The 18,027-nt window shown below is 40.9% G+C and carries 23 protein-coding genes; all 23 read left to right on the top strand.

What is annotated here, in order from left to right:
* Positions 1-42 precede the first annotated feature (42 nt).
* The 23 genes from efp to ahrC all read left to right on the top strand — a co-directional run bounded on the left by efp (position 43) and on the right by ahrC (position 18,018).
* Complete coding sequence (efp, locus tag PQ478_RS15270) at positions 43-600, top strand: elongation factor P (RefSeq protein WP_012959666.1); 558 nt, start codon at positions 43-45, stop codon at positions 598-600.
* Between the two features lie 113 nt (positions 601-713).
* Positions 714-995, top strand: coding sequence for a YqhV family protein (locus PQ478_RS15265; protein WP_012959665.1), 282 nt, complete (start codon positions 714-716; stop codon positions 993-995).
* A gap of 11 nt (positions 996-1,006) precedes the next feature.
* Entirely contained in the window at positions 1,007-1,966 is a 960-nt protein-coding gene (spoIIIAA, locus tag PQ478_RS15260; protein WP_289234773.1) for a stage III sporulation protein AA, read from the top strand.
* On the top strand, positions 1,963-2,475 hold the full coding sequence (spoIIIAB, locus tag PQ478_RS15255; RefSeq protein WP_012959663.1) for a stage III sporulation protein SpoIIIAB: 513 nt from the start codon (positions 1,963-1,965) through the stop codon (positions 2,473-2,475). The genes spoIIIAA and spoIIIAB overlap by 4 nt, the downstream gene beginning before the upstream one ends.
* Positions 2,476-2,501: 26 nt before the next feature.
* Positions 2,502-2,708, top strand: a complete 207-nt coding sequence (gene spoIIIAC, locus PQ478_RS15250; protein WP_031311554.1) for a stage III sporulation protein AC — start codon at positions 2,502-2,504, stop codon at positions 2,706-2,708.
* 15 nt (positions 2,709-2,723) lie between these two features.
* Complete coding sequence (spoIIIAD, locus tag PQ478_RS15245) at positions 2,724-3,116, top strand: stage III sporulation protein AD (protein WP_075681015.1); 393 nt, start codon at positions 2,724-2,726, stop codon at positions 3,114-3,116.
* A 43-nt stretch (positions 3,117-3,159) separates the two neighbouring features.
* Complete coding sequence (spoIIIAE, locus tag PQ478_RS15240; protein ID WP_289234772.1) at positions 3,160-4,344, top strand: stage III sporulation protein AE; 1,185 nt, start codon at positions 3,160-3,162, stop codon at positions 4,342-4,344.
* A 15-nt stretch (positions 4,345-4,359) separates the two neighbouring features.
* Positions 4,360-4,995 carry a stage III sporulation protein AF gene (spoIIIAF, locus tag PQ478_RS15235; protein ID WP_289234771.1) on the top strand — a complete coding sequence of 212 codons (636 nt, stop codon included), beginning with the start codon at positions 4,360-4,362 and terminating at the stop codon, positions 4,993-4,995.
* A gap of 5 nt (positions 4,996-5,000) precedes the next feature.
* Positions 5,001-5,669, top strand: coding sequence for a stage III sporulation protein AG (gene spoIIIAG / locus PQ478_RS15230; protein ID WP_022628395.1), 669 nt, complete (start codon positions 5,001-5,003; stop codon positions 5,667-5,669).
* 2 nt (positions 5,670-5,671) lie between these two features.
* Positions 5,672-6,268, top strand: coding sequence for a SpoIIIAH-like family protein (locus PQ478_RS15225; RefSeq protein ID WP_289234770.1), 597 nt, complete (start codon positions 5,672-5,674; stop codon positions 6,266-6,268).
* Positions 6,269-6,438: 170 nt separating this feature from the next.
* Positions 6,439-6,804 carry a hypothetical protein gene (locus PQ478_RS15220; protein WP_012959656.1) on the top strand — a complete coding sequence of 122 codons (366 nt, stop codon included), beginning with the start codon at positions 6,439-6,441 and terminating at the stop codon, positions 6,802-6,804.
* 211 nt (positions 6,805-7,015) lie between these two features.
* Positions 7,016-7,519, top strand: a complete 504-nt coding sequence (accB, locus tag PQ478_RS15215) for an acetyl-CoA carboxylase biotin carboxyl carrier protein (protein WP_289234769.1) — start codon at positions 7,016-7,018, stop codon at positions 7,517-7,519.
* 20 nt (positions 7,520-7,539) lie between these two features.
* Entirely contained in the window at positions 7,540-8,907 is a 1,368-nt protein-coding gene (gene accC, locus PQ478_RS15210; protein ID WP_012959654.1) for an acetyl-CoA carboxylase biotin carboxylase subunit, read from the top strand.
* Positions 8,908-8,927: 20 nt separating this feature from the next.
* Entirely contained in the window at positions 8,928-9,332 is a 405-nt protein-coding gene (locus PQ478_RS15205; protein WP_022628392.1) for an Asp23/Gls24 family envelope stress response protein, read from the top strand.
* A gap of 214 nt (positions 9,333-9,546) precedes the next feature.
* Complete coding sequence (nusB, locus tag PQ478_RS15200) at positions 9,547-9,954, top strand: transcription antitermination factor NusB (RefSeq protein ID WP_012959652.1); 408 nt, start codon at positions 9,547-9,549, stop codon at positions 9,952-9,954.
* A 30-nt stretch (positions 9,955-9,984) separates the two neighbouring features.
* A complete protein-coding gene (gene folD, locus PQ478_RS15195) occupies positions 9,985-10,830 on the top strand; it encodes a bifunctional methylenetetrahydrofolate dehydrogenase/methenyltetrahydrofolate cyclohydrolase FolD (protein WP_289234768.1) in 846 nt (281 codons plus the stop codon).
* 10 nt (positions 10,831-10,840) lie between these two features.
* Positions 10,841-12,193: an exodeoxyribonuclease VII large subunit gene (gene xseA, locus PQ478_RS15190; protein ID WP_289234767.1), complete on the top strand. Its 1,353-nt coding sequence runs from the start codon at positions 10,841-10,843 to the stop codon at positions 12,191-12,193.
* 27 nt (positions 12,194-12,220) lie between these two features.
* Positions 12,221-12,478, top strand: a complete 258-nt coding sequence (xseB, locus tag PQ478_RS15185) for an exodeoxyribonuclease VII small subunit (RefSeq protein WP_012959649.1) — start codon at positions 12,221-12,223, stop codon at positions 12,476-12,478.
* The gene (locus tag PQ478_RS15180) at positions 12,475-13,365 is read left to right on the top strand and encodes a polyprenyl synthetase family protein (RefSeq protein WP_289234766.1); all 891 of its coding nucleotides are present in this window, start codon (positions 12,475-12,477) and stop codon (positions 13,363-13,365) included. Before xseB ends, PQ478_RS15180 begins: the two co-directional genes overlap by 4 nt.
* A 727-nt stretch (positions 13,366-14,092) precedes the next feature.
* Positions 14,093-14,689: a hypothetical protein gene (locus PQ478_RS15175; protein WP_012959646.1), complete on the top strand. Its 597-nt coding sequence runs from the start codon at positions 14,093-14,095 to the stop codon at positions 14,687-14,689.
* A gap of 37 nt (positions 14,690-14,726) precedes the next feature.
* Positions 14,727-16,616 carry a 1-deoxy-D-xylulose-5-phosphate synthase gene (dxs, locus tag PQ478_RS15170; protein ID WP_289234765.1) on the top strand — a complete coding sequence of 630 codons (1,890 nt, stop codon included), beginning with the start codon at positions 14,727-14,729 and terminating at the stop codon, positions 16,614-16,616.
* Between the two features lie 3 nt (positions 16,617-16,619).
* Entirely contained in the window at positions 16,620-17,432 is an 813-nt protein-coding gene (locus tag PQ478_RS15165) for a TlyA family RNA methyltransferase (RefSeq protein WP_289234764.1), read from the top strand.
* Between the two features lie 136 nt (positions 17,433-17,568).
* Positions 17,569-18,018: a transcriptional regulator AhrC/ArgR gene (gene ahrC, locus PQ478_RS15160; protein WP_012959643.1), complete on the top strand. Its 450-nt coding sequence runs from the start codon at positions 17,569-17,571 to the stop codon at positions 18,016-18,018.
* Positions 18,019-18,027: the final 9 nt, after the last annotated feature.

Raw genomic sequence — 18,027 nt, 5'->3', positions numbered from 1 at the left:
ATTGACCACCAGCCAAAAGGTGGAAAGATGGAGGAAGATAAAATGATTTCAGTAAACGATTTTAAAACAGGATTAACTATTGAAGTTGATAATGGGATCTGGCAAGTAATGGATTTCCAACATGTAAAGCCAGGTAAGGGTGCAGCTTTTGTACGTTCTAAATTGCGAAATTTACGTACTGGCGCTGTTCAGGAAAAAACATTCCGTGCCGGTGAAAAAGTATCAAAAGCTCATATTGAAAATCGTCGCATGCAATATTTATATGCAAGTGGAGATATGCATAATTTCATGGATAATCAGTCGTTTGAGCAGATTGAGCTGCCTACAAACCAAATTGAGCATGAATTACAATTCTTAAAAGAAAATATGGAAGTTCAAATTATGACGTACCAAGGCGAAACACTTGGTGTGGAAGTACCAAATACTGTTGAGCTTGAAGTAACGGAAACAGAACCAGGTATTAAAGGAGATACAGCTTCTGGCGGTACAAAGCCAGCTACGCTTGAAACAGGCTTAACTGTTCAGGTTCCTTTCTTTATTAACCAAGGTGATGTGCTGCTTATTGATACACGTAACTCAGCTTACGTTTCAAGAGCCTAAATCAAACCCTTTAGACGAGTACACTTTTATAAGTGTGCTCGTCTTTTTTTTGTTCTTAATCAAGAAAAAATGACATAGGTTGTACAAAGTGTGAAAGTCAAGAGGTGAAGGTGTTGAAGACATGGTTCTTATCGATAGAAGCAGCCCTGCTTGCAATGGCAGGCTTGCGATTGCTTTCTGGATTAATTGAAATAAGTGCTGCTGGTCTCATGTTGAAGCTGAATAGTGTAGAAAAAGCGGTCGCTGTCAATGCCATGTTAGCCATTGTCGGTCCAACTATTTTTATTACATCCATTTTAATCGGCTTAACAGGGTTGTCAGATCGATTGTCACTAAGTAAATTTCTATTCATCGGGGCAGGTGTTGTCCTTATTTTAATCGGGATAAAAAGGTAGGAGGGATTGCTGTGTTAGATGACATTTTAGCTGTAGTACCTGAGTCGATAAGAGTAGTACTTCGGCAAATACCTGCAGCCATAATAAATGATGTCGAAGAGATTCGCATCCGGATTGCCCGCCCTCTTGAAGTGGTCGCCCGCGGAAAACCTTTTTATCCCACAAATGATGATGGTTCTATGTATATTGTCCAGCCAAAAGAAGGACAGCTCTTATTAAGTCAATTAAGCCAGCACTCCCTTTATGCATTTGAAGAAGAGTTGAAAAAAGGATTTATAACGATTCATGGCGGACATCGTGTTGGGCTTGCAGGAAAAGTCATCTTAGAGAGGGGAGAAGTGAAAACGATTCGGGATGTAAGCTCCTTTAACATCCGAATTGCCAGGCAGTCCATTGGTATGGCCGATCGGCTCATACATTATTTATTTGAAAACAGATGGCTGAACACCCTTTTCATCGGTCCTCCGCAAACCGGTAAAACGACTATATTGCGAGATGTAGCCAGGCTGATTAGTGAGGGTGATGAAAAGAGAGGAATTGCCCCGTTGAAAGTCGGGATCATCGATGAACGTTCTGAAATTTGTGCTAGTATGCGAGGCGTTCCGCAGCATCAACTAGGACCACGCATCGATGTACTAGATGGATGTCCTAAAGCGGAAGGGATGATGATGATGATCCGCTCTATGAGCCCTGATGTGTTGATTGTTGATGAAATTGGACGAGTGGAAGATGTGCTCGCTGTTCAAGAGGCTGTCCATGCAGGGGTTGGGGTGATAACGACAGCTCACGGTCACACAATCGATGATGTACTAAAGAGGCCGGCATTAAAAGAATTAATGCAATTTGGTGCCTTTGATTTAGCTATTGAACTAACGAGAACGACAAGGCCGGGTGTGGTTAAAAAGATCCATACATTTAATAAAAGAGAAAAAATGTCGTCATCTAGGGCGACTGTGGTGAGAGAGCAATGAAATTATTTGGAGCGCTGCTTATTATTCTTGTGACAACAGCGGTTGGGTTTGAGCTTGCTAGAAGATTAAATGAGCGGCCAAGACAGCTCAGGACGTTAAAGGTAGCTATTCAAGCATTAGAAGCAGAAATTTTATTCGGTTTAACACCGCTTGCAGAGGCTTCACACAATTTAGCTAAACAAACACCAAAGCCCATCTCTTATTTATTCGAGTATTTTTCATACAAGCTGCGTCATACAGAGCTGCCTGCTTATGCTGCTTGGGATGAGAGTATAGCTGAAATGTGGTCCCTTACCTCACTTTTAGAAAGCGAGAAGGAGATATTGAAACAATTTGGTCAAACGCTAGGCCAGCATGACCGCAGCCAGCAGGAGAAACAAATAAAAATGACACTCGCCCACCTAGAAAGAGAGGAAGGCGAAGCAAGAGATCGTCAACATCGTTATGAACGGATGGTGAAAAGCTTAGGATTTTTAACTGGATTATTAATCGTTATTTTACTGATGTAGAAGTAGCGTTATAGGAGGAGGAGAACATCGTGTATGATGTGAACACGATTTTTCAAATCGCTGGCATAGGTATTGTGGTCGCTATGATTCATACGGTATTAAAACAAATGGGAAAGGAGGACTGGGCTCACTGGGTTACATTAATAGGGTTTGTCGTCGTTTTATATATGGTAGCGACAATTGTAGATGATTTATTTCAAAAAATCAGGACTGTTTTTTTGTTTCAAGGTTAAGGGGGGTGCGTTGCGATTGACATTATACAAATAGTGGGTCTAGGACTGATCGCAACCTTCCTTGCCCTTGTAGTGAAAGAACAAAAACCGATGTTTGCCTTCTTATTAACGGTATTTGTAGGCGTTATTATATTTATCTTTTTAGTTGATGAGATTACAAAAATTATTGAAATGCTAGAGTCCATAGCACGAAATGCAAATATTAATATGGTGTATTTGCAGACCATTTTAAAAATAATCGGCATTGCTTATATCGCTGAATTTGGAGCACAAATTGCTAAGGATGCCGGACAAGCTGCAATTGCTACAAAGATTGAACTTGCTGGAAAGATTTTAATCTTAGTGATGGCGATTCCTATTTTAACCGCTGTTATAGAAATGGTGCTTGCTTTACTGCCAACCTCATAAAATCAGGATAACAAATGAAAAATAATGAAGGGAGGGGTGAGGATTGAAGCGAGTCATAATCATTTTCCTTTTTCTCACCCTCTTATATGGACTGACTGCCCCTGTCAGTGCTGAATCCGGAGTAATTGAACCGGGCCAAGAAGAAACCTTTGTTGAAAGGCAGCTAGAGAACTTACAGCTCGATGAGATCCATGCTTATTGGGAGGAGATCTCAACTGAATACGGAGGATTTTTACCAGAAAGTCAAAAGGGTAGTTTTCTAGAGTTTATTAAAGGAGACAAGCAGTTCTCTTTTAAAGAGTGGGGAATCGGGTTTGTCAGGTATTTGATGCATGAATTGATTGTAAATGGAAAACTGCTAGGCACACTGATTCTGCTTACGGTGTTTTGTATGATCTTGCAATCTCTTCAGAATGCATTTGAACAGCATACGATTTCAAAAGTTGCCTATGCGATTACTTATATGGTGCTGATGATCATTGCATTAAATAGTTTCCATGTGGCGATCTCTTATGCACAAGATGCGATTAACAATGTGATCCATTTTATGATCGCCCTGCTCCCATTACTCTTGGCCATTATGGCGGCTGTCGGTTCGATTACATCAGCTGCCTTATTTCACCCGCTGATTATCTTTCTTGTCCATACCAGTGGACTTTTAATTCAATATATCGTGCTGCCATTATTATTTTTATCAGCCGTCCTGGCTATCGTCAGTACGCTTACAGATCATTATAAAGTAACGAAGCTTGCAAATTTCTTGCGAACCATTGCAGTTGGGGCACTTGGAATTTTTCTAACAGTCTTTCTCGGAGTCATTTCGGTACAAGGAGCTTCAACGGCTGTAGCTGATGGAATTACGGTACGAACAGCTAAGTTTATTGCCGGTAATTTTGTGCCGGTTATCGGAAGGATGTTTACAGATGCAGCAGATACAGTGATGAGTGCTTCACTCCTATTAAAAAACACAGTAGGGATCGCGGGGCTTGTTATATTATTGATGCTGTGTGCCTTTCCAGCAATTAAAATCCTTTCTATCGCCATCATTTTTAATCTTTCAGCTGCGATATTACAGCCATTAGGCGGGGGACCGATTATTGAATGTTTATCGATTATTGGAAAAGCAGTCATTTATGTTTTTGCCGCACTAGCGATTGTTTGTTTAATGTTTTTTCTCGCTATTACAATCATGGTAGCTGCTGGGAACTTATCCTTTATGGTCAGGTAGTAAGGGGGAGATAAAGTGGGTTTTCTAACAGATTGGATCACAAATATCATCCTCCTCATTTTATTAGCTACCATTCTTGAGTTGATGATTCCAAATTCTGTCCTGCAAAAATATGTGAAGATGGTAGTCGGCCTTCTTTTACTTGTGATGATCCTGCAGCCAATCCTTTCATTAATTACAAAAGATGTTGATCAGTGGCTGGTATCGATCACTCAACAATCTAATCAGCTGGAAAGTTCCATAGAACAAGAAATAAATTTACAAAAAAGTGATATAGAGCTCGGCCTTCGTGCATATATTTCAGAACAGATGGCTGTCCAATTAGAAGAAGAAGTCAAAGATGAGTTGAGAGATCAGTATGAAGTGGTCATTTCACAAGTGGAAGTGAAAATAAGAGAGTCGGTCAATCAGACACCAACTGCTGAGGATATTGAGGCCGTCATTGTTTATCTTAAAGATAATCATGAAGGCCTGACAGAGAGTGATGCTGCAGTAGCTCCGGTTAGTGTTGTAAAGATTGATACGTCAAAACAAGTTCCACAAGAGATGAAACAAGAGACAAGGGATCTCACAAGTGTACGGAGACTTCTTTCTACTAATTGGGAAGTTCCAGAAGAAATGATTTCGCTAGCGTGGGAAGGAGGGGAATAAATAGAATGAGTCAAGACGAACAGAAGGGACGCCAATGGTTAAGTCATTTATTGAAAAAGCCAGACGGCAGTCAGAAAAAACGAAAACTCCCGCTGCACTATATTGCGTTAATAGGATGCTTAGGGATTGCGCTGATGATTGCTGGAAACCTTCTGACTAACCAACCAATGAATGAAGAACAATCCTTGCCTGTCTTCAATGATAAGGAAAGTGAGGAGGATGCTGAAGTATTTGGACGAAATGCATCGCCAGAACCTTATTCGATGGAAGATTACGAGATGCGTTATGAGAATCAATTACGTGACACGCTAGAGCAAATTGTTGGGTTAAGTGATGTTTCTGTCATGATTAATCTCGCTGAATCTGAGAGGAACGTTTACGAAAAAAACATCAATGCAAGAGAGCAGCATACGGATGAAACGGATCGTGAGGGAGGAACTAGAAAAGTAGATGATACGACTAGAGATGAACAGCTCGTTATTGTCAGAAGCGGGGATAGAGAAGAGCCGGTTCTAGTTTCAAAAGAAAAACCTAGCATTCGCGGGGTACTGGTCGTTGCTGAGGGGGTTGAAAATGCTCAAGTGAAATTATGGGTGATTGAAGCTGTCAGCAGAGTTCTAGATGTCCCGTCACATCGTATTTCAGTAATGCCTAAGAAAATGGAGGAGGAATAAAAATGGTCCTTAAAAAACAAACAGTTTGGTTATTAACAATGCTTAGCTTGATAGTGGTGTTATCTGCTTATTACTTAATGACTCCAGGTCCTGCATCAGAAGATATTGCTTTTGTTGAGAATCAAGAAATGGAAGCAGCAGAAGAGGGTATGGAAGATTCAGAGGACATGGTCGTTAATGTAGAAGAGGAATTTGAAGCTGTTGATGCGGAGACTGGTGAAGAAGTAGCGAATACAGAAGTTAATGCTATGAGTGGAAGTGAGCTTTTTGCTACAATGCGAGTAGAACTGCAAGAAAGCCGTGATCGAATGGCAGAAGAGTACACAAAAATTCAAGCAGCAGGTGACGTGGCAGCAGAAAAAGTTGTAGAAGCACATGAAAAAAGCATGGAGCTTCTGGCACTATCACAGCAAGAATCAATGCTTGAAACGTTAATTAAAACGAAAGGATTTAACGATGTCCTTGTCATGACAGAAGGTCAGGAAGTAAAAGTCATTGTTCAAGCTGAAGAGTTAACAGGGGCACAAACGGTTGAGATTATGGATATGGTTGCTGATCAATTAGGCAACGGGAAAAGTGTAGTAGTAAGTCACGAATAAAAAAGTCAGGCGTTTGTCCATATAGGACAGATGCCTTTTTTTATATGAAAGCCAGTGATCCCAAAGGGAAGCCATGATAAAAAAGAATCGAGTTAGACAAAGAGGTGCATTAGAGGGAGTGACATGGTATAATACGACAATGTAACTTGAATACGAGGAGCGATTTATCCATGGAATGGACAGACCTAACTGAAGGTGCCAAGGCGGTACTTGAACAAACACGTAACCTTAAAAACGATCATATCCAGATTGTTGAATTTGAAATTGGCTTTGAGCAGCATGTTGAGAATGAAGATGGTCATTCCTATACAGTTTCAATTCAAGAAGAAGATTATCAGAATTTAAAAAAATACACTCAAGAGAATGAGTACGGCGATAAATTTCACATGGCGAGAAATAAAGATATTGTGAAAATTATTCTGCTTGAAGACGGGAAGATTCCTGAGAATTTATCAGAGTTCCCTGTATTTCGTCAATACAAAAAAGAAGCATTAGTAAATGAAGAAACACAAGCGCAAGAGGATGCAGCTGAGTAAGTTGAAAAGCTCTTTTATTCTGTTATGAATAAAGGAGTTTTTTTTGGTTATCTAGAATCATAGTATTCAGACAAATCTCAATCGTAATTCTTTCTTTAAGTCGAATTTCACAGAGAGTTGCTTCAAAGTTATGATATAATACATTTTATATTAGTAAGATCATGCTTCACCCCCTAGAGGAGGGTGTAAGTAAGAAAAGGAGAGTACATATATGTTAAAGGTACAAGAAATTAAAGAATTAATTCGTGCAATGGACCAATCAAGTCTTGATGAAATGAAGTTCGAGCAAGAAGGAACAAAAATCATTCTGAAGAAACAAACAGCAGAGGCAGTAGCAGTACAAGCAGCTCCGGCACCAGTTGCAGCTGCAGCTCCACAACAAGAGGCACAGGCTCCCAAACCTGTAGAACAAGCTGAAACTGTAAAAGCTGAAAGTCCATCAAAAGATGAAAAATCAGAAGCGGCAGATGCAAATTTACATACGATTACTTCACCAATGGTAGGAACATTTTATTCATCTCCATCACCTGACTCTGACCCTTATGTGAAATCAGGCGACACGGTAGAAGAAGAATCTGTTGTATGTATTGTTGAAGCGATGAAGTTAATGAATGAAATTGAAGCTGAAGTAAAAGGAAAGATTGTTGAAGTTCTTGCCCAAAACGGTGAACTTGTTGAATATGGTCAACCATTATTTGTCGTAGAACCTAGCTAAATTATAGGAGTGGGGATAACATGATAAAAAAACTGTTAATTGCAAACCGAGGAGAAATTGCAGTTCGAATTATTCGAGCTGCCCGTGAAATGGGTATTGAAACCGTTGCCATTTATTCTGAGGCTGATAAGGACGCCCTGCATGTGCGTTTAGCAGATGAAGCATATTGCATTGGACCGACACCTTCTAACAAAAGTTATTTAAACTTCACAAACATCATGAGTATTGCAACCTTAACAGAAACGGATGCTATCCATCCTGGTTACGGATTCTTAGCAGAGAATGCAGACTTCGCTGAAATTTGTGCTGCTTGTAAAGTGACATTTGTTGGACCAAGTCCGCAAGCGATCAACAAAATGGGAACAAAAGATGTGGCGCGTGAAACGATGGCGCAAGCAGGAGTGCCGATTGTTCCTGGTTCTGATGGTATTGTGGAAGATGCAGAAGCTGGCATGAAAGTAGCTGAGGAAATTGGTTTCCCTGTTATTATTAAAGCAACTGCTGGCGGTGGCGGGAAAGGTATTCGTGTAGCTCGCACCCCTGAGGAACTGAAGAAAGGGATGAACATTACTCAGCAAGAAGCTGCAACAGCATTTGGTAACCCAGGAGTATATATAGAAAAGTACATTGAAGATTTCCGTCATGTAGAAATTCAAGTTCTTGCTGATAATCATGGAAACGTCGTTCACTTAGGTGAGCGTGATTGCAGTATTCAACGCCGTCTTCAAAAGCTGTTAGAAGAAACGCCTTCACCAGCTATTACTCCTGAAAAGCGTGCTGAGATGGGAGCTGCAGCGGTAGCAGCTGCAAAAGCAGTAAACTATTCAGGTGCGGGAACTGTTGAGTTTATCTTTGATCATAATACGGGCGAATTTTATTTCATGGAAATGAATACACGTATCCAAGTTGAGCATCCTGTGACTGAGATGGTAACAGGGGTTGACTTAATTAAAGAACAAATTAAAGTAGCAAGCGGAGAAAAATTATCTTTCACTCAAGAAGAAGTGACATTTAACGGCTGGTCAATTGAGTGCCGTATTAATGCTGAGAACCCGTCTAAAAACTTTATGCCTTCACCAGGGAAAATTACAAACTACCTGGCTCCAGGCGGTTTAGGTGTGCGTATCGATTCTGCTGTATATCCTGGTTATGTTATTTCACCGTTTTATGATTCAATGGTAGCTAAAGTCATTACTTATGGTGCGACACGTCAGGAAGCAATTGACCGAATGAAGCGCGCATTAGCAGAGTTTGAAATTGAAGGAGTAGATACAACGATTCCTTTCCATTTGAAGCTTCTGAATCATGAAACCTTCGTATCGGGCGACTTTAATACGAAATTCCTAGAAGAACATGATGTTATGGGAGTTAGAGCAGTAACAAAATAAAGGATTTGGAGGAATGTATGATGAATGAAAATCACATTCTAGAATTAGAAGATCAAAAATCTGAGCTTGGTACAGTAGAGATCTCGCCAGAAGTGATTGAGGTTATCGCGGGTATTGCTGCATCTGAGGTAGAAGGTGTTGCAACAATGCGTGGTAATTTTGCTGCTGGAGTAGCTGAAAAGCTTGGCCGCAAAAATCACGGTAAAGGTGTAAAGGTCGAGCTTGATGAAGAAGGAATCACTGTGGATGTCTCTGTTGTGATTTCATACGGTGTTCAAGTACCTGAAGTAGCAAAGCTTATCCAGCACAATATTAAACAAGCGCTGCAAACAATGACTGCGATTGATCTGCAAGCGGTCAACGTCCATGTAGTAGGTGTTCAATTTGAAACAACAGAAGTAATTGATACAGAAGCATTATCGTAAGAAGGATAGAGCGGCCAAGAGTCAAATCTTGGCCGCTCTTGCTCATTTCTTAATGATCTATTGGATTTAAAGGTGAAATAAAGGAAAGAATATTGTGAAAACGAAGGATAGGGAGGAATAAATTCGATATTGTTCTGTTTTCACAAAAAGTGTTATGCTATTATCAACATATTAACGACTTATTTTATTAATAAGGTAAAGGGGTAAGAACTGAATGAATCGAAGACTGGCACGACTACGAGCAGCCCAAGCATTATATCAAATGGACTTAACCGGTTCAGAGATGGAAAGTGCAATTGAAAGTGTATTGGAAGATAATGAGAAGCAGAGTGAGTTTTTCACACAATTAGTTCAGGGAACAACTGAACTAAAAACAAAGATAGATGAAACCATTTCAGCTAATTTAGAAGGCTGGACGATTTCAAGAATGGGGCATGTTGATCGCGCCATTATTCGTATGGCTATGTATGAAATGTTGGAAGTAGAAGATATTCCGGTCAATGTTACATTTAATGAAGCAATTGAGTTAGCAAAAGCTTTTGGCGGAGAAGAAGCAGGACGTTTTGTTAATGGAGTCCTTTCGAAATCTATTGAAACGCTTAATCTTGATCGAAAAAAATAATTAAATGAATGAGTAAGGGGAGTGGGAAACATGAGTGCTGCGTTACTAAATGGGAAAGAGCTTGCTGCTAAAAAAAGAGAAACAATGAAAAAAGAGGTTTCAAAACTTATAGAGGCTGGTATTAAGCCAGGTCTTGCGGTGATTTTAGTGGGTGAAAATCAAGCATCGAAAACATACGTAAGATCTAAGCAAAAGGCGTGTGAACAAATTGGTATTCATTCTGTCCTCACGACGATGCCTGAAGATACGACAGAAGAAGTATTATTAGCAGAGATTGATCGTCTGAATGAAGACCCTGATATTGACGGAATTCTCGTCCAGCTGCCCTTGCCTTCACAAATCAGTGAGAGAGCAGTGATTGAACGTATTGCTCCAGAAAAAGATGTGGATGGTTTTCACCCCGTTAACATTGGAAGAATGATGACAAAAGATAAGACATTCTTACCATGCACGCCATTTGGAATCGTAGAAATGTTAAAAGAGGCTGACATACAAATGGCAGGAAAGCACGTTGTAGTCGTAGGTCGAAGCAATATAGTCGGAAAGCCTGTTGGACAACTCTTGCTAAATGAAGATGCAACCGTTACATACTGCCACTCTCGTACAGATGACATTGCAAACTTTACGAAGCAAGCGGATATTCTTATTGTAGCAGTAGGTCGTGCAAAAATGATTAAAGCATCAGATGTCAAAGAAGGTGCGGTAGTTGTTGATGTTGGTATGAACCGAGAAGATGGTAAATTATGCGGAGATGTTGATTTTGATGAAGTGCGTGAAGTAGCTTCTCATATCACGCCTGTACCTGGCGGTGTTGGTCCGATGACAATTACGATGCTTCTTGAAAATACGATTCAATCAGCAAAAGAACGAGCATAAGGAGAACTTTATGAGCGTAGGAGACATTGTATCCGTTTCACAATTGACCAGGTATATTAAAGGTTTAATGGAACATGACCACATTTTGACCGATGTATGGATACGTGGTGAAATCTCTAATTTTAAACTACATAGTCGTGGTCATATGTACTTTACGATTAAAGATCAGAATTCACGTATACAAGCGGTAATGTTTGCTGGACATAATCGTTATTTAGCCTTTAAACCAGAGAATGGGATGAAGGTTTTAATTCGTGGCGAAGTAAATGTATATGAGCCTTACGGTCAATATCAGCTCTATGCAAAAGAGATGCAGCCTGATGGAGTAGGGAGTTTGTTCTTAGCGTATGAAAAGCTAAAAGAAACCTTACAAGAGGAAGGCTTGTTTGATGAGTCTAGAAAAAGACCAATCCCTCGTTTCCCAAAAAAGATTGCAATCGTCACGTCGCCTACCGGAGCTGCTATTAAAGACATGCTTGCTACTTTGAAGCGCCGTTACCCGCTTGCTCAAATTACATTGCTTCCTGTACTCGTTCAAGGGCAGGAGGCACCTGCATCTATTGTGCGGGCTGTAAACCAGGCAAATGCAGCGAATCAATTTGACACTTTAATCGTGGGCCGCGGCGGTGGATCGATTGAAGAATTATGGGCCTTTAATGATGAGGGAGTTGCTCGCTGTATTGCTGCTTCTACTGTGCCTGTAATATCCGCAGTAGGGCACGAAACAGATTTTACGATTAGTGATTTTGTAGCGGATCTTAGAGCACCTACCCCAACAGGTGCAGCGGAGCTTGCAGTACCTGATGTAGCAGAATTGCTTCATTCGAGACAAGTTCTCCATAACCGGCTTAAAAGACAGATGAAGCTTAAAATAGAAGAACATCAAGAGCAGTTAAAGCGTCTTAAGCGTTCTTATGCCTTCAGATATCCTCTGCAGCTCATCAGGCAAAAGGAACAAGAACTAGACACTCAGCTTGAAAGATTGCAAAGGGCATCTAAGCGTCATATGTCTGATAAGCAACAACAATTTCAACTTATCGAAAAAGCCCTGCAGCGGCTCCATCCTAAAGGCCAGATCAAAGACGCGCAATCAGGTTTGAAAGATAAAAAGCTCCGTCTTGAAAAGTCAATGACTCAGCACCTTTCTAGACATGAACAACGGTTTAACCATGTAGTAAGTGAGTTGAACCTGCTTAGTCCATTAAGGATTATGGAGCGAGGCTATAGCTTGGCCTATACTGAAGGCAAAGAAGAGTTGGTGAAGTCAATCCAGCAAGTTGATGCAGGACAGAAGGTTGAAGTAAGAGTAACTGACGGAGTAATTTATTGCCAAGTAGAAGATAAACAATCAAAACATTCATAAAGCAAAAAGTGAGATGGAGGGATTAAGATGACCAAAGCGGCAGATACGACGGCAAAAGCGAACGAAATAAGCTTTGAAGAGGCCATGGAGCAATTAGAAACGATTGTAGAAAAGCTTGAGCAAGGCGACGTACCTCTTGAAGAGGCTATCTCAATGTTTCAAGAAGGAATGCAGCTCTCCAAAGAATGTCACTCGAAATTAACGAGTGTAGAAAAGAAGATGGATCAAATCCTTCATGCTGACGGTGAACTTGAAGCGACGGATTTTCAGGAGGAGGAAGAGTGAACGAGCAATTAAAGGGTTTCTTTAACGAATATAGGAAATTAATCGATGCCAGACTCCCTTCATATATCGAAGACCTCAGAGCTCCAGACACGTTAAAACAAGCAATGACCTACTCCTTGAAAGCCGGAGGGAAAAGAGTTCGCCCCCTCCTTTTGCTTGCTACATTAGACGGATTTAATCGACCAATAGAAGACGGTCTTGATCTGGCTTGTGCGATAGAAATGATTCATACGTATTCACTTATTCATGATGACTTGCCTGCCATGGATGATGATGATACAAGAAGAGGCCAGCCGACAAACCACAAAGTATATGGAGAGGCAATGGCAATACTTGCAGGAGATGCTCTTCTTACATATAGTTTTGAATTAATTACAAGTATGTCTGCTGTACGTGAGGAGCCTGCAAAAGCTTTGACATTAGTGCGGGAATTAGCCAAAGCAAGCGGGCCTTGTGGGATGGTCGGGGGTCAAGTGGCTGATATTGAGGGTGAAAATCGATCACTGACTGTTAAGGAGTTAGCAGACATTCATCACCATAAAACAGGAGATCTTCTAGCTTATTCAATCATCGCAGGGGCTGTTTTAGCTGATGCAAGTGAGGAAGACTTAGAACATTTGCGTATGTTTGCTATTGAGCTCGGGCTGCTTTTTCAAATTAAAGATGACATCCTTGATGTTGAAGGAGACTCAGATAAACTAGGTAAGCCGGTTGGAAGCGATGATGGAAATAATAAGAGCACATATCCTAGTCTTCTTGGGCTAGATGGAGCAAAGAAAATGCTTGATGTGCATACAATGAAAGCAAAAGAACATCTTGAGGCAGTGAAGATGGACCGAACGTTGCTTTTAGCTTTAACTGATTATGTAGCAGGCCGCGACCATTAATTGGAGTCGTACGGACTTCTTTTCCATTGAGCTTCTTGTATAGAACATGTTATACTTATGTATACGAAGAGTGGTGCAGTATTCTAGTCAGTCCTCCGTTTTTGAAGGCGGGGCTAAAAATCCGCCAAAGGGCACATCGATGAAGCTCCTTGTCTTGGCTTGAGGCGCCCAGCCTTGGGTCTTGACTGGGAGAAAAGGTAGTAGGGCGATCCACAAAGGCATGTGGGCGATGACCCTACTACTGTGGAGGCCTTTTGCAGAAACGGTATGTATTAGATGCCGTTTTATGCAAAAGGTATGAACCTGCATAGGCAAACTAGGGAGTTTGTCTGCAGCGTAGCCTGCCTTGAGTGGAGTTAGAGGGGATTATGGATATGTGTTCGCCTCATTGTCGGCCAACAATGAGACGTTCTTACCATATGAAATCTGCTCTGCAAAAGAGGATAAAAGAATGGCTCGGGACTGTTGAGGAAATCTCCTAGACTGTTCAATTGAGTTGCAGTTGACATCTATTGAGGATTACAGTGTAGACTAAGTGGTAATCCAGTCTGACGTTTGGTGACAGCGTCAAATTTGGTATAATGGGAAACCACCATTGCGGCGACGCGTGGGACTGAATTGGGAAAACCTACTGGACCTAAGCTACAGAGTTTACTCTTTAGATGACCACTCCATTAATTTTTATGTACGTTACATAACTAAGTATAAAGGTGATACAGATACGAATATGAAACCTCTATTGAAATCGATACATTGGAGTTTGGGAATTGCCGTTATCACACTAGTGTTAGCGGCTATTTTTTCAGTTATTTCCACATTTGTATTAAGTGGAGTAACATGGGCTGTTGGCATGATCATCGTTTTTATTATTGTCTTTTTTGGTGTGTTTTTTGATACAATCGGTGTAGCGGCTACAGCTGCACACGAAAAACCCTTTCATGCAATGGCATCTGAGAGGTTAAATGGTGCAAAACATGCGGTGTTAATTACCCGCAATGCAGACAAGTTTGCCAATTTTTGTAATGATGTAATTGGGGATATATCAGGTATTATCAGTGGTACAGCCTCAGCTTATGTTGTACTTCAACTTTCTATCCAGCTAGGATACGGCGAAACCTCGATCCAGCAATTTTGGATTTCAGTCCTGTTTACGAGTGTTGTGGCCGCATTAACTGTTGGCGGAAAAGCGATTGGCAAAACCTTGGCGATCCATTATGCAACCCCGATCATTTACCAAGTTGGTAGATTATTGTACCTTTTAGAGGTAAGATTAAAAATAAAAGTATTTCAAAACAACGTAAAAACGAAGAAAAAGTTAAAATGATACTAAGACAAATCGACATGAAAGTGAGGGTTTCTACATGAAGCTAGAAGAGTTTAAAAACCCGAGCGTACTAAAAAATTATTCAAAAGATGAGATGGCTGAATTAGCAGAAGACATTAGGAGCTTTCTTATTGAGAAGCTTTCAGTAACAGGCGGTCACCTAGGACCCAATCTTGGAGTAGTTGAATTAACGCTTGCTCTTCATCAGTTATTTGACAGCCCGAAAGATAAATTTATTTGGGATGTGGGACATCAAGCTTATGTACACAAAATCTTAACAGGAAGAGCTGGCCAATTTGATCAGCTTAGACAGTATAAAGGGTTATGCGGGTTCCCAAAACGTAATGAAAGCGAACATGATGTGTGGGAAACAGGTCATAGTTCTACTTCTCTTTCTGCAGCTATGGGTATGGCTGTTGCGCGTGATCTGAAGGGGACAGATGAAAACGTTGTAGCGATTATTGGAGATGGTGCCCTTACTGGTGGAATGGCTCTTGAAGCCCTGAATCATATTGGACATGAGCAAAAAGATCTCATTGTTGTTCTTAATGATAATGAAATGTCAATTGCTCCAAATGTAGGTGCGCTTCACAGTGTTCTCGGTAGATTACGAACAGCTGGAAAATACCAAAAAGCTAAAGAAGAGTTAGAACAGCTAATCAAAAAAATACCAGCATTCGGCGGGAAGCTTGCCACAACGGCAGAACGTGTCAAAGACAGCTTAAAATACTTGCTCGTATCAGGGATCTTCTTTGAAGAAATGGGCTTTACGTATCTTGGTCCTGTTGATGGACATGACTTTGATGACTTAAAGGAGAATTTGTCTTATGCAAAGAAGACAAAAGGACCAGTTCTTATTCATGTTCTAACAAAGAAAGGTAAAGGGTATGAACCGGCTGAAAAAGATGAAAAAGGTACTTGGCATGGTTTAGGACCATACAAAATTGAATCCGGTGAAGTTGTTAAAAAGCCAGGGCCTCCGAGCTACAGCGGTGTGTTTGCTGAGACATTGAAAAAAGTGGCTAAAGAGGACAAAAGAATTGTGGCAATTACAGCTGCAATGCCTGGTGGAACAAAGCTCGATGTGTTTGCGAAGGAATTTCCAGATCGGATGATTGATGTAGGTATTGCTGAACAGCATGCGACAACAATGGCAGGAGGGCTCGCTACTCAGGGAATGAAGCCTGTGTTTGCCGTCTACTCAACATTCCTGCAGCGCGGATATGATCAAATTGTCCACGATATATGCCGTCAAAATTTAAATGTTGTGTTTGCGATCGATCGTGCTGGATTAGTAGGTGCTGATGGTGAGACTCATCAAGGAGTCTTTGATATTGCCTATTTACGTCATTTGCCGAACATGAAAATTTTGATGCCTAAAGATGAAAACGAATTGCAGCACATGATTTATACAGCTACCCAGTATAATGATGGGCCGATTGCGGTTCGTTATCCTCGTGGGAATGGCTACGGGATTAAAATGGACGAAACTCTAAAAGTGCTTCCGATTGGCAAGTGGGAAACGGTGAGAGATGGCAATGATGCCTGTATACTGTCTTTCGGTACGATGCTTCCTGTAGCAGAAGAAGCGGTAGAACAACTCGCAAAAGAAGGTATTTCTGTGAAGCTTGTTAATGCTAATTCAGCAAAGCCTTTAGATGAGGAGCTGCTTCATGATTTGGCTAAAGCAAACATGCCGGTATTAACCTTAGAAGAGGCTTGTGTACAAGGCGGATTTGGCAGTGCAGTGTTGGAATTTTTCCATGATCACCATTATCACAACGTAGAAGTCAATCGAATGGGTATACCAGATGAATTTATTGAGCATGGAAGTGTAGGTCAGCTGCTTGAAGAAGTTGGCTTAACGAGTGCAGGGGTCGTTGAACAACTGTCAACCATGCTCCCTAGAAAGCAACAAAGGGCGTAAGAAATGGCTAAAAAAGAACGTGTAGATGTATTGCTTGTAGAACGAGGCTTGCTAGAAACAAGAGAGAAAGCAAAGCGCTCAATTATGGCAGGTCTTGTTTTTACCGGCACAGAACGAATAGATAAAGCAGGTCTGAAAATTGATGCGGATGCTCCCCTTGAAGTGAAGGGTGTGTTAATTCCATACGTAAGCCGCGGGGGATTAAAGCTTGAGAAAGCTATTGATGTATTTCAGTTAGATTTGACAGATAAAGTAGTGCTTGATATCGGAGCCTCCACAGGTGGATTTACAGATTGTTCGCTGCAAAACGGTGCGAAAAAAGTTTATGCACTTGATGTTGGTTATAATCAGCTTGCATGGAAGATCCGTCAAGACGCGCGAGTGGTTGTCATGGAGCGTACGAATTTCAGGTATGTCAAACCAGAAGACCTGACAGAGGGGCTTCCTCATTTTGCGACCATCGATGTTTCGTTTATTTCCTTGAAAATCATTCTTCCTGTATTGAAAACGATCCTTATGCGGGGCGGTGAGGTTGTTGCGCTCGTTAAGCCTCAATTTGAAGCAGGCAGGGAGCAGGTAGGAAAAAAAGGAATTATCAGAGATTCTTCTGTACATAAGGAAGTATTAGAAAAAATGGCAGCCTTTGTACAAGCTGAAGGGTATACACTTGAGGGATTGGACTATTCTCCGATAAAAGGCGGAGAAGGGAATATTGAATTTCTTATGCACCTAAGCCTTGATAAAGAGGAATCACATCCAATAGCGGATCTAGTCATGCGAATTGATGAGGTTGTGACTCAGGCTCATGAACAATAAAGATGAAAAAGAAGGAGATATTCCTTCTTTTTCTTTTGAATAAATACAGAGTTTAGATAAGTAAATTGACTATTGGTTGTATAATCATCCAAAGTTGTGGATAATGAAGAAAATGGAATAGAAATAGGTGATAAATATGAACAAAGGACAACGTCATATTAAGATCCGCGAAATCATTGCAAATCATGAGATTGAAACTCAAGATGATTTAGTTGAACAATTACGCGCGGAAGGATATTCTATCACGCAAGCTACGGTATCAAGAGATATTAAAGAGCTGCACTTAGTAAAAGTGCCAATGCTTGACGGCCGATATAAATACAGCTTGCCGGCAGACCAGCGATTTAATCCGTTGCAAAAGCTAAAGCGAGCTTTGATGGACAGCTTTGTCAGTATTGATCGATCAGATCATATGATCGTGATGAAAACATTGCCCGGAAATGCAAATGCCATTGGGGCACTCATTGATAATCTAGATTGGACGGAGATTATGGGGACCATTTGCGGTGATGATACGATCCTTATCATTTGTAAACATAAAGAAGATGCACCTCAAGTAACCGAGCGCTTTTTAGAGATGTTGTAGGAGTGAGTA

It is taken from the genome of Alkalihalophilus pseudofirmus (genome assembly GCF_029094545.1).
Classification (GTDB): Bacteria; Bacillota; Bacilli; order Bacillales; family Bacillaceae_D; genus Alkalihalophilus; species Alkalihalophilus pseudofirmus.
Note: the sequence above shows the minus strand (reverse complement) of the source record. Positions and strands in the feature narration are given on the sequence as shown.

Coding starts and splice junctions, on each gene's coding strand:
- efp (WP_012959666.1), top strand. CDS start 43: ATGATTTCAGTAAACGATTTTAAAACAGGATTAACTATTGAAGTTGAT.
- spoIIIAB (WP_012959663.1), top strand. CDS start 1,963: ATGAAATTATTTGGAGCGCTGCTTATTATTCTTGTGACAACAGCGGTT.
- spoIIIAG (WP_022628395.1), top strand. CDS start 5,001: ATGAGTCAAGACGAACAGAAGGGACGCCAATGGTTAAGTCATTTATTG.
- PQ478_RS15225 (WP_289234770.1), top strand. CDS start 5,672: ATGGTCCTTAAAAAACAAACAGTTTGGTTATTAACAATGCTTAGCTTG.
- PQ478_RS15220 (WP_012959656.1), top strand. CDS start 6,439: ATGGAATGGACAGACCTAACTGAAGGTGCCAAGGCGGTACTTGAACAA.
- accB (WP_289234769.1), top strand. CDS start 7,016: ATGTTAAAGGTACAAGAAATTAAAGAATTAATTCGTGCAATGGACCAA.
- accC (WP_012959654.1), top strand. CDS start 7,540: ATGATAAAAAAACTGTTAATTGCAAACCGAGGAGAAATTGCAGTTCGA.
- PQ478_RS15205 (WP_022628392.1), top strand. CDS start 8,928: ATGAATGAAAATCACATTCTAGAATTAGAAGATCAAAAATCTGAGCTT.
- nusB (WP_012959652.1), top strand. CDS start 9,547: ATGAATCGAAGACTGGCACGACTACGAGCAGCCCAAGCATTATATCAA.
- folD (WP_289234768.1), top strand. CDS start 9,985: ATGAGTGCTGCGTTACTAAATGGGAAAGAGCTTGCTGCTAAAAAAAGA.
- xseA (WP_289234767.1), top strand. CDS start 10,841: ATGAGCGTAGGAGACATTGTATCCGTTTCACAATTGACCAGGTATATT.
- xseB (WP_012959649.1), top strand. CDS start 12,221: ATGACCAAAGCGGCAGATACGACGGCAAAAGCGAACGAAATAAGCTTT.
- PQ478_RS15175 (WP_012959646.1), top strand. CDS start 14,093: ATGAAACCTCTATTGAAATCGATACATTGGAGTTTGGGAATTGCCGTT.
- dxs (WP_289234765.1), top strand. CDS start 14,727: ATGAAGCTAGAAGAGTTTAAAAACCCGAGCGTACTAAAAAATTATTCA.
- PQ478_RS15165 (WP_289234764.1), top strand. CDS start 16,620: ATGGCTAAAAAAGAACGTGTAGATGTATTGCTTGTAGAACGAGGCTTG.
- ahrC (WP_012959643.1), top strand. CDS start 17,569: ATGAACAAAGGACAACGTCATATTAAGATCCGCGAAATCATTGCAAAT.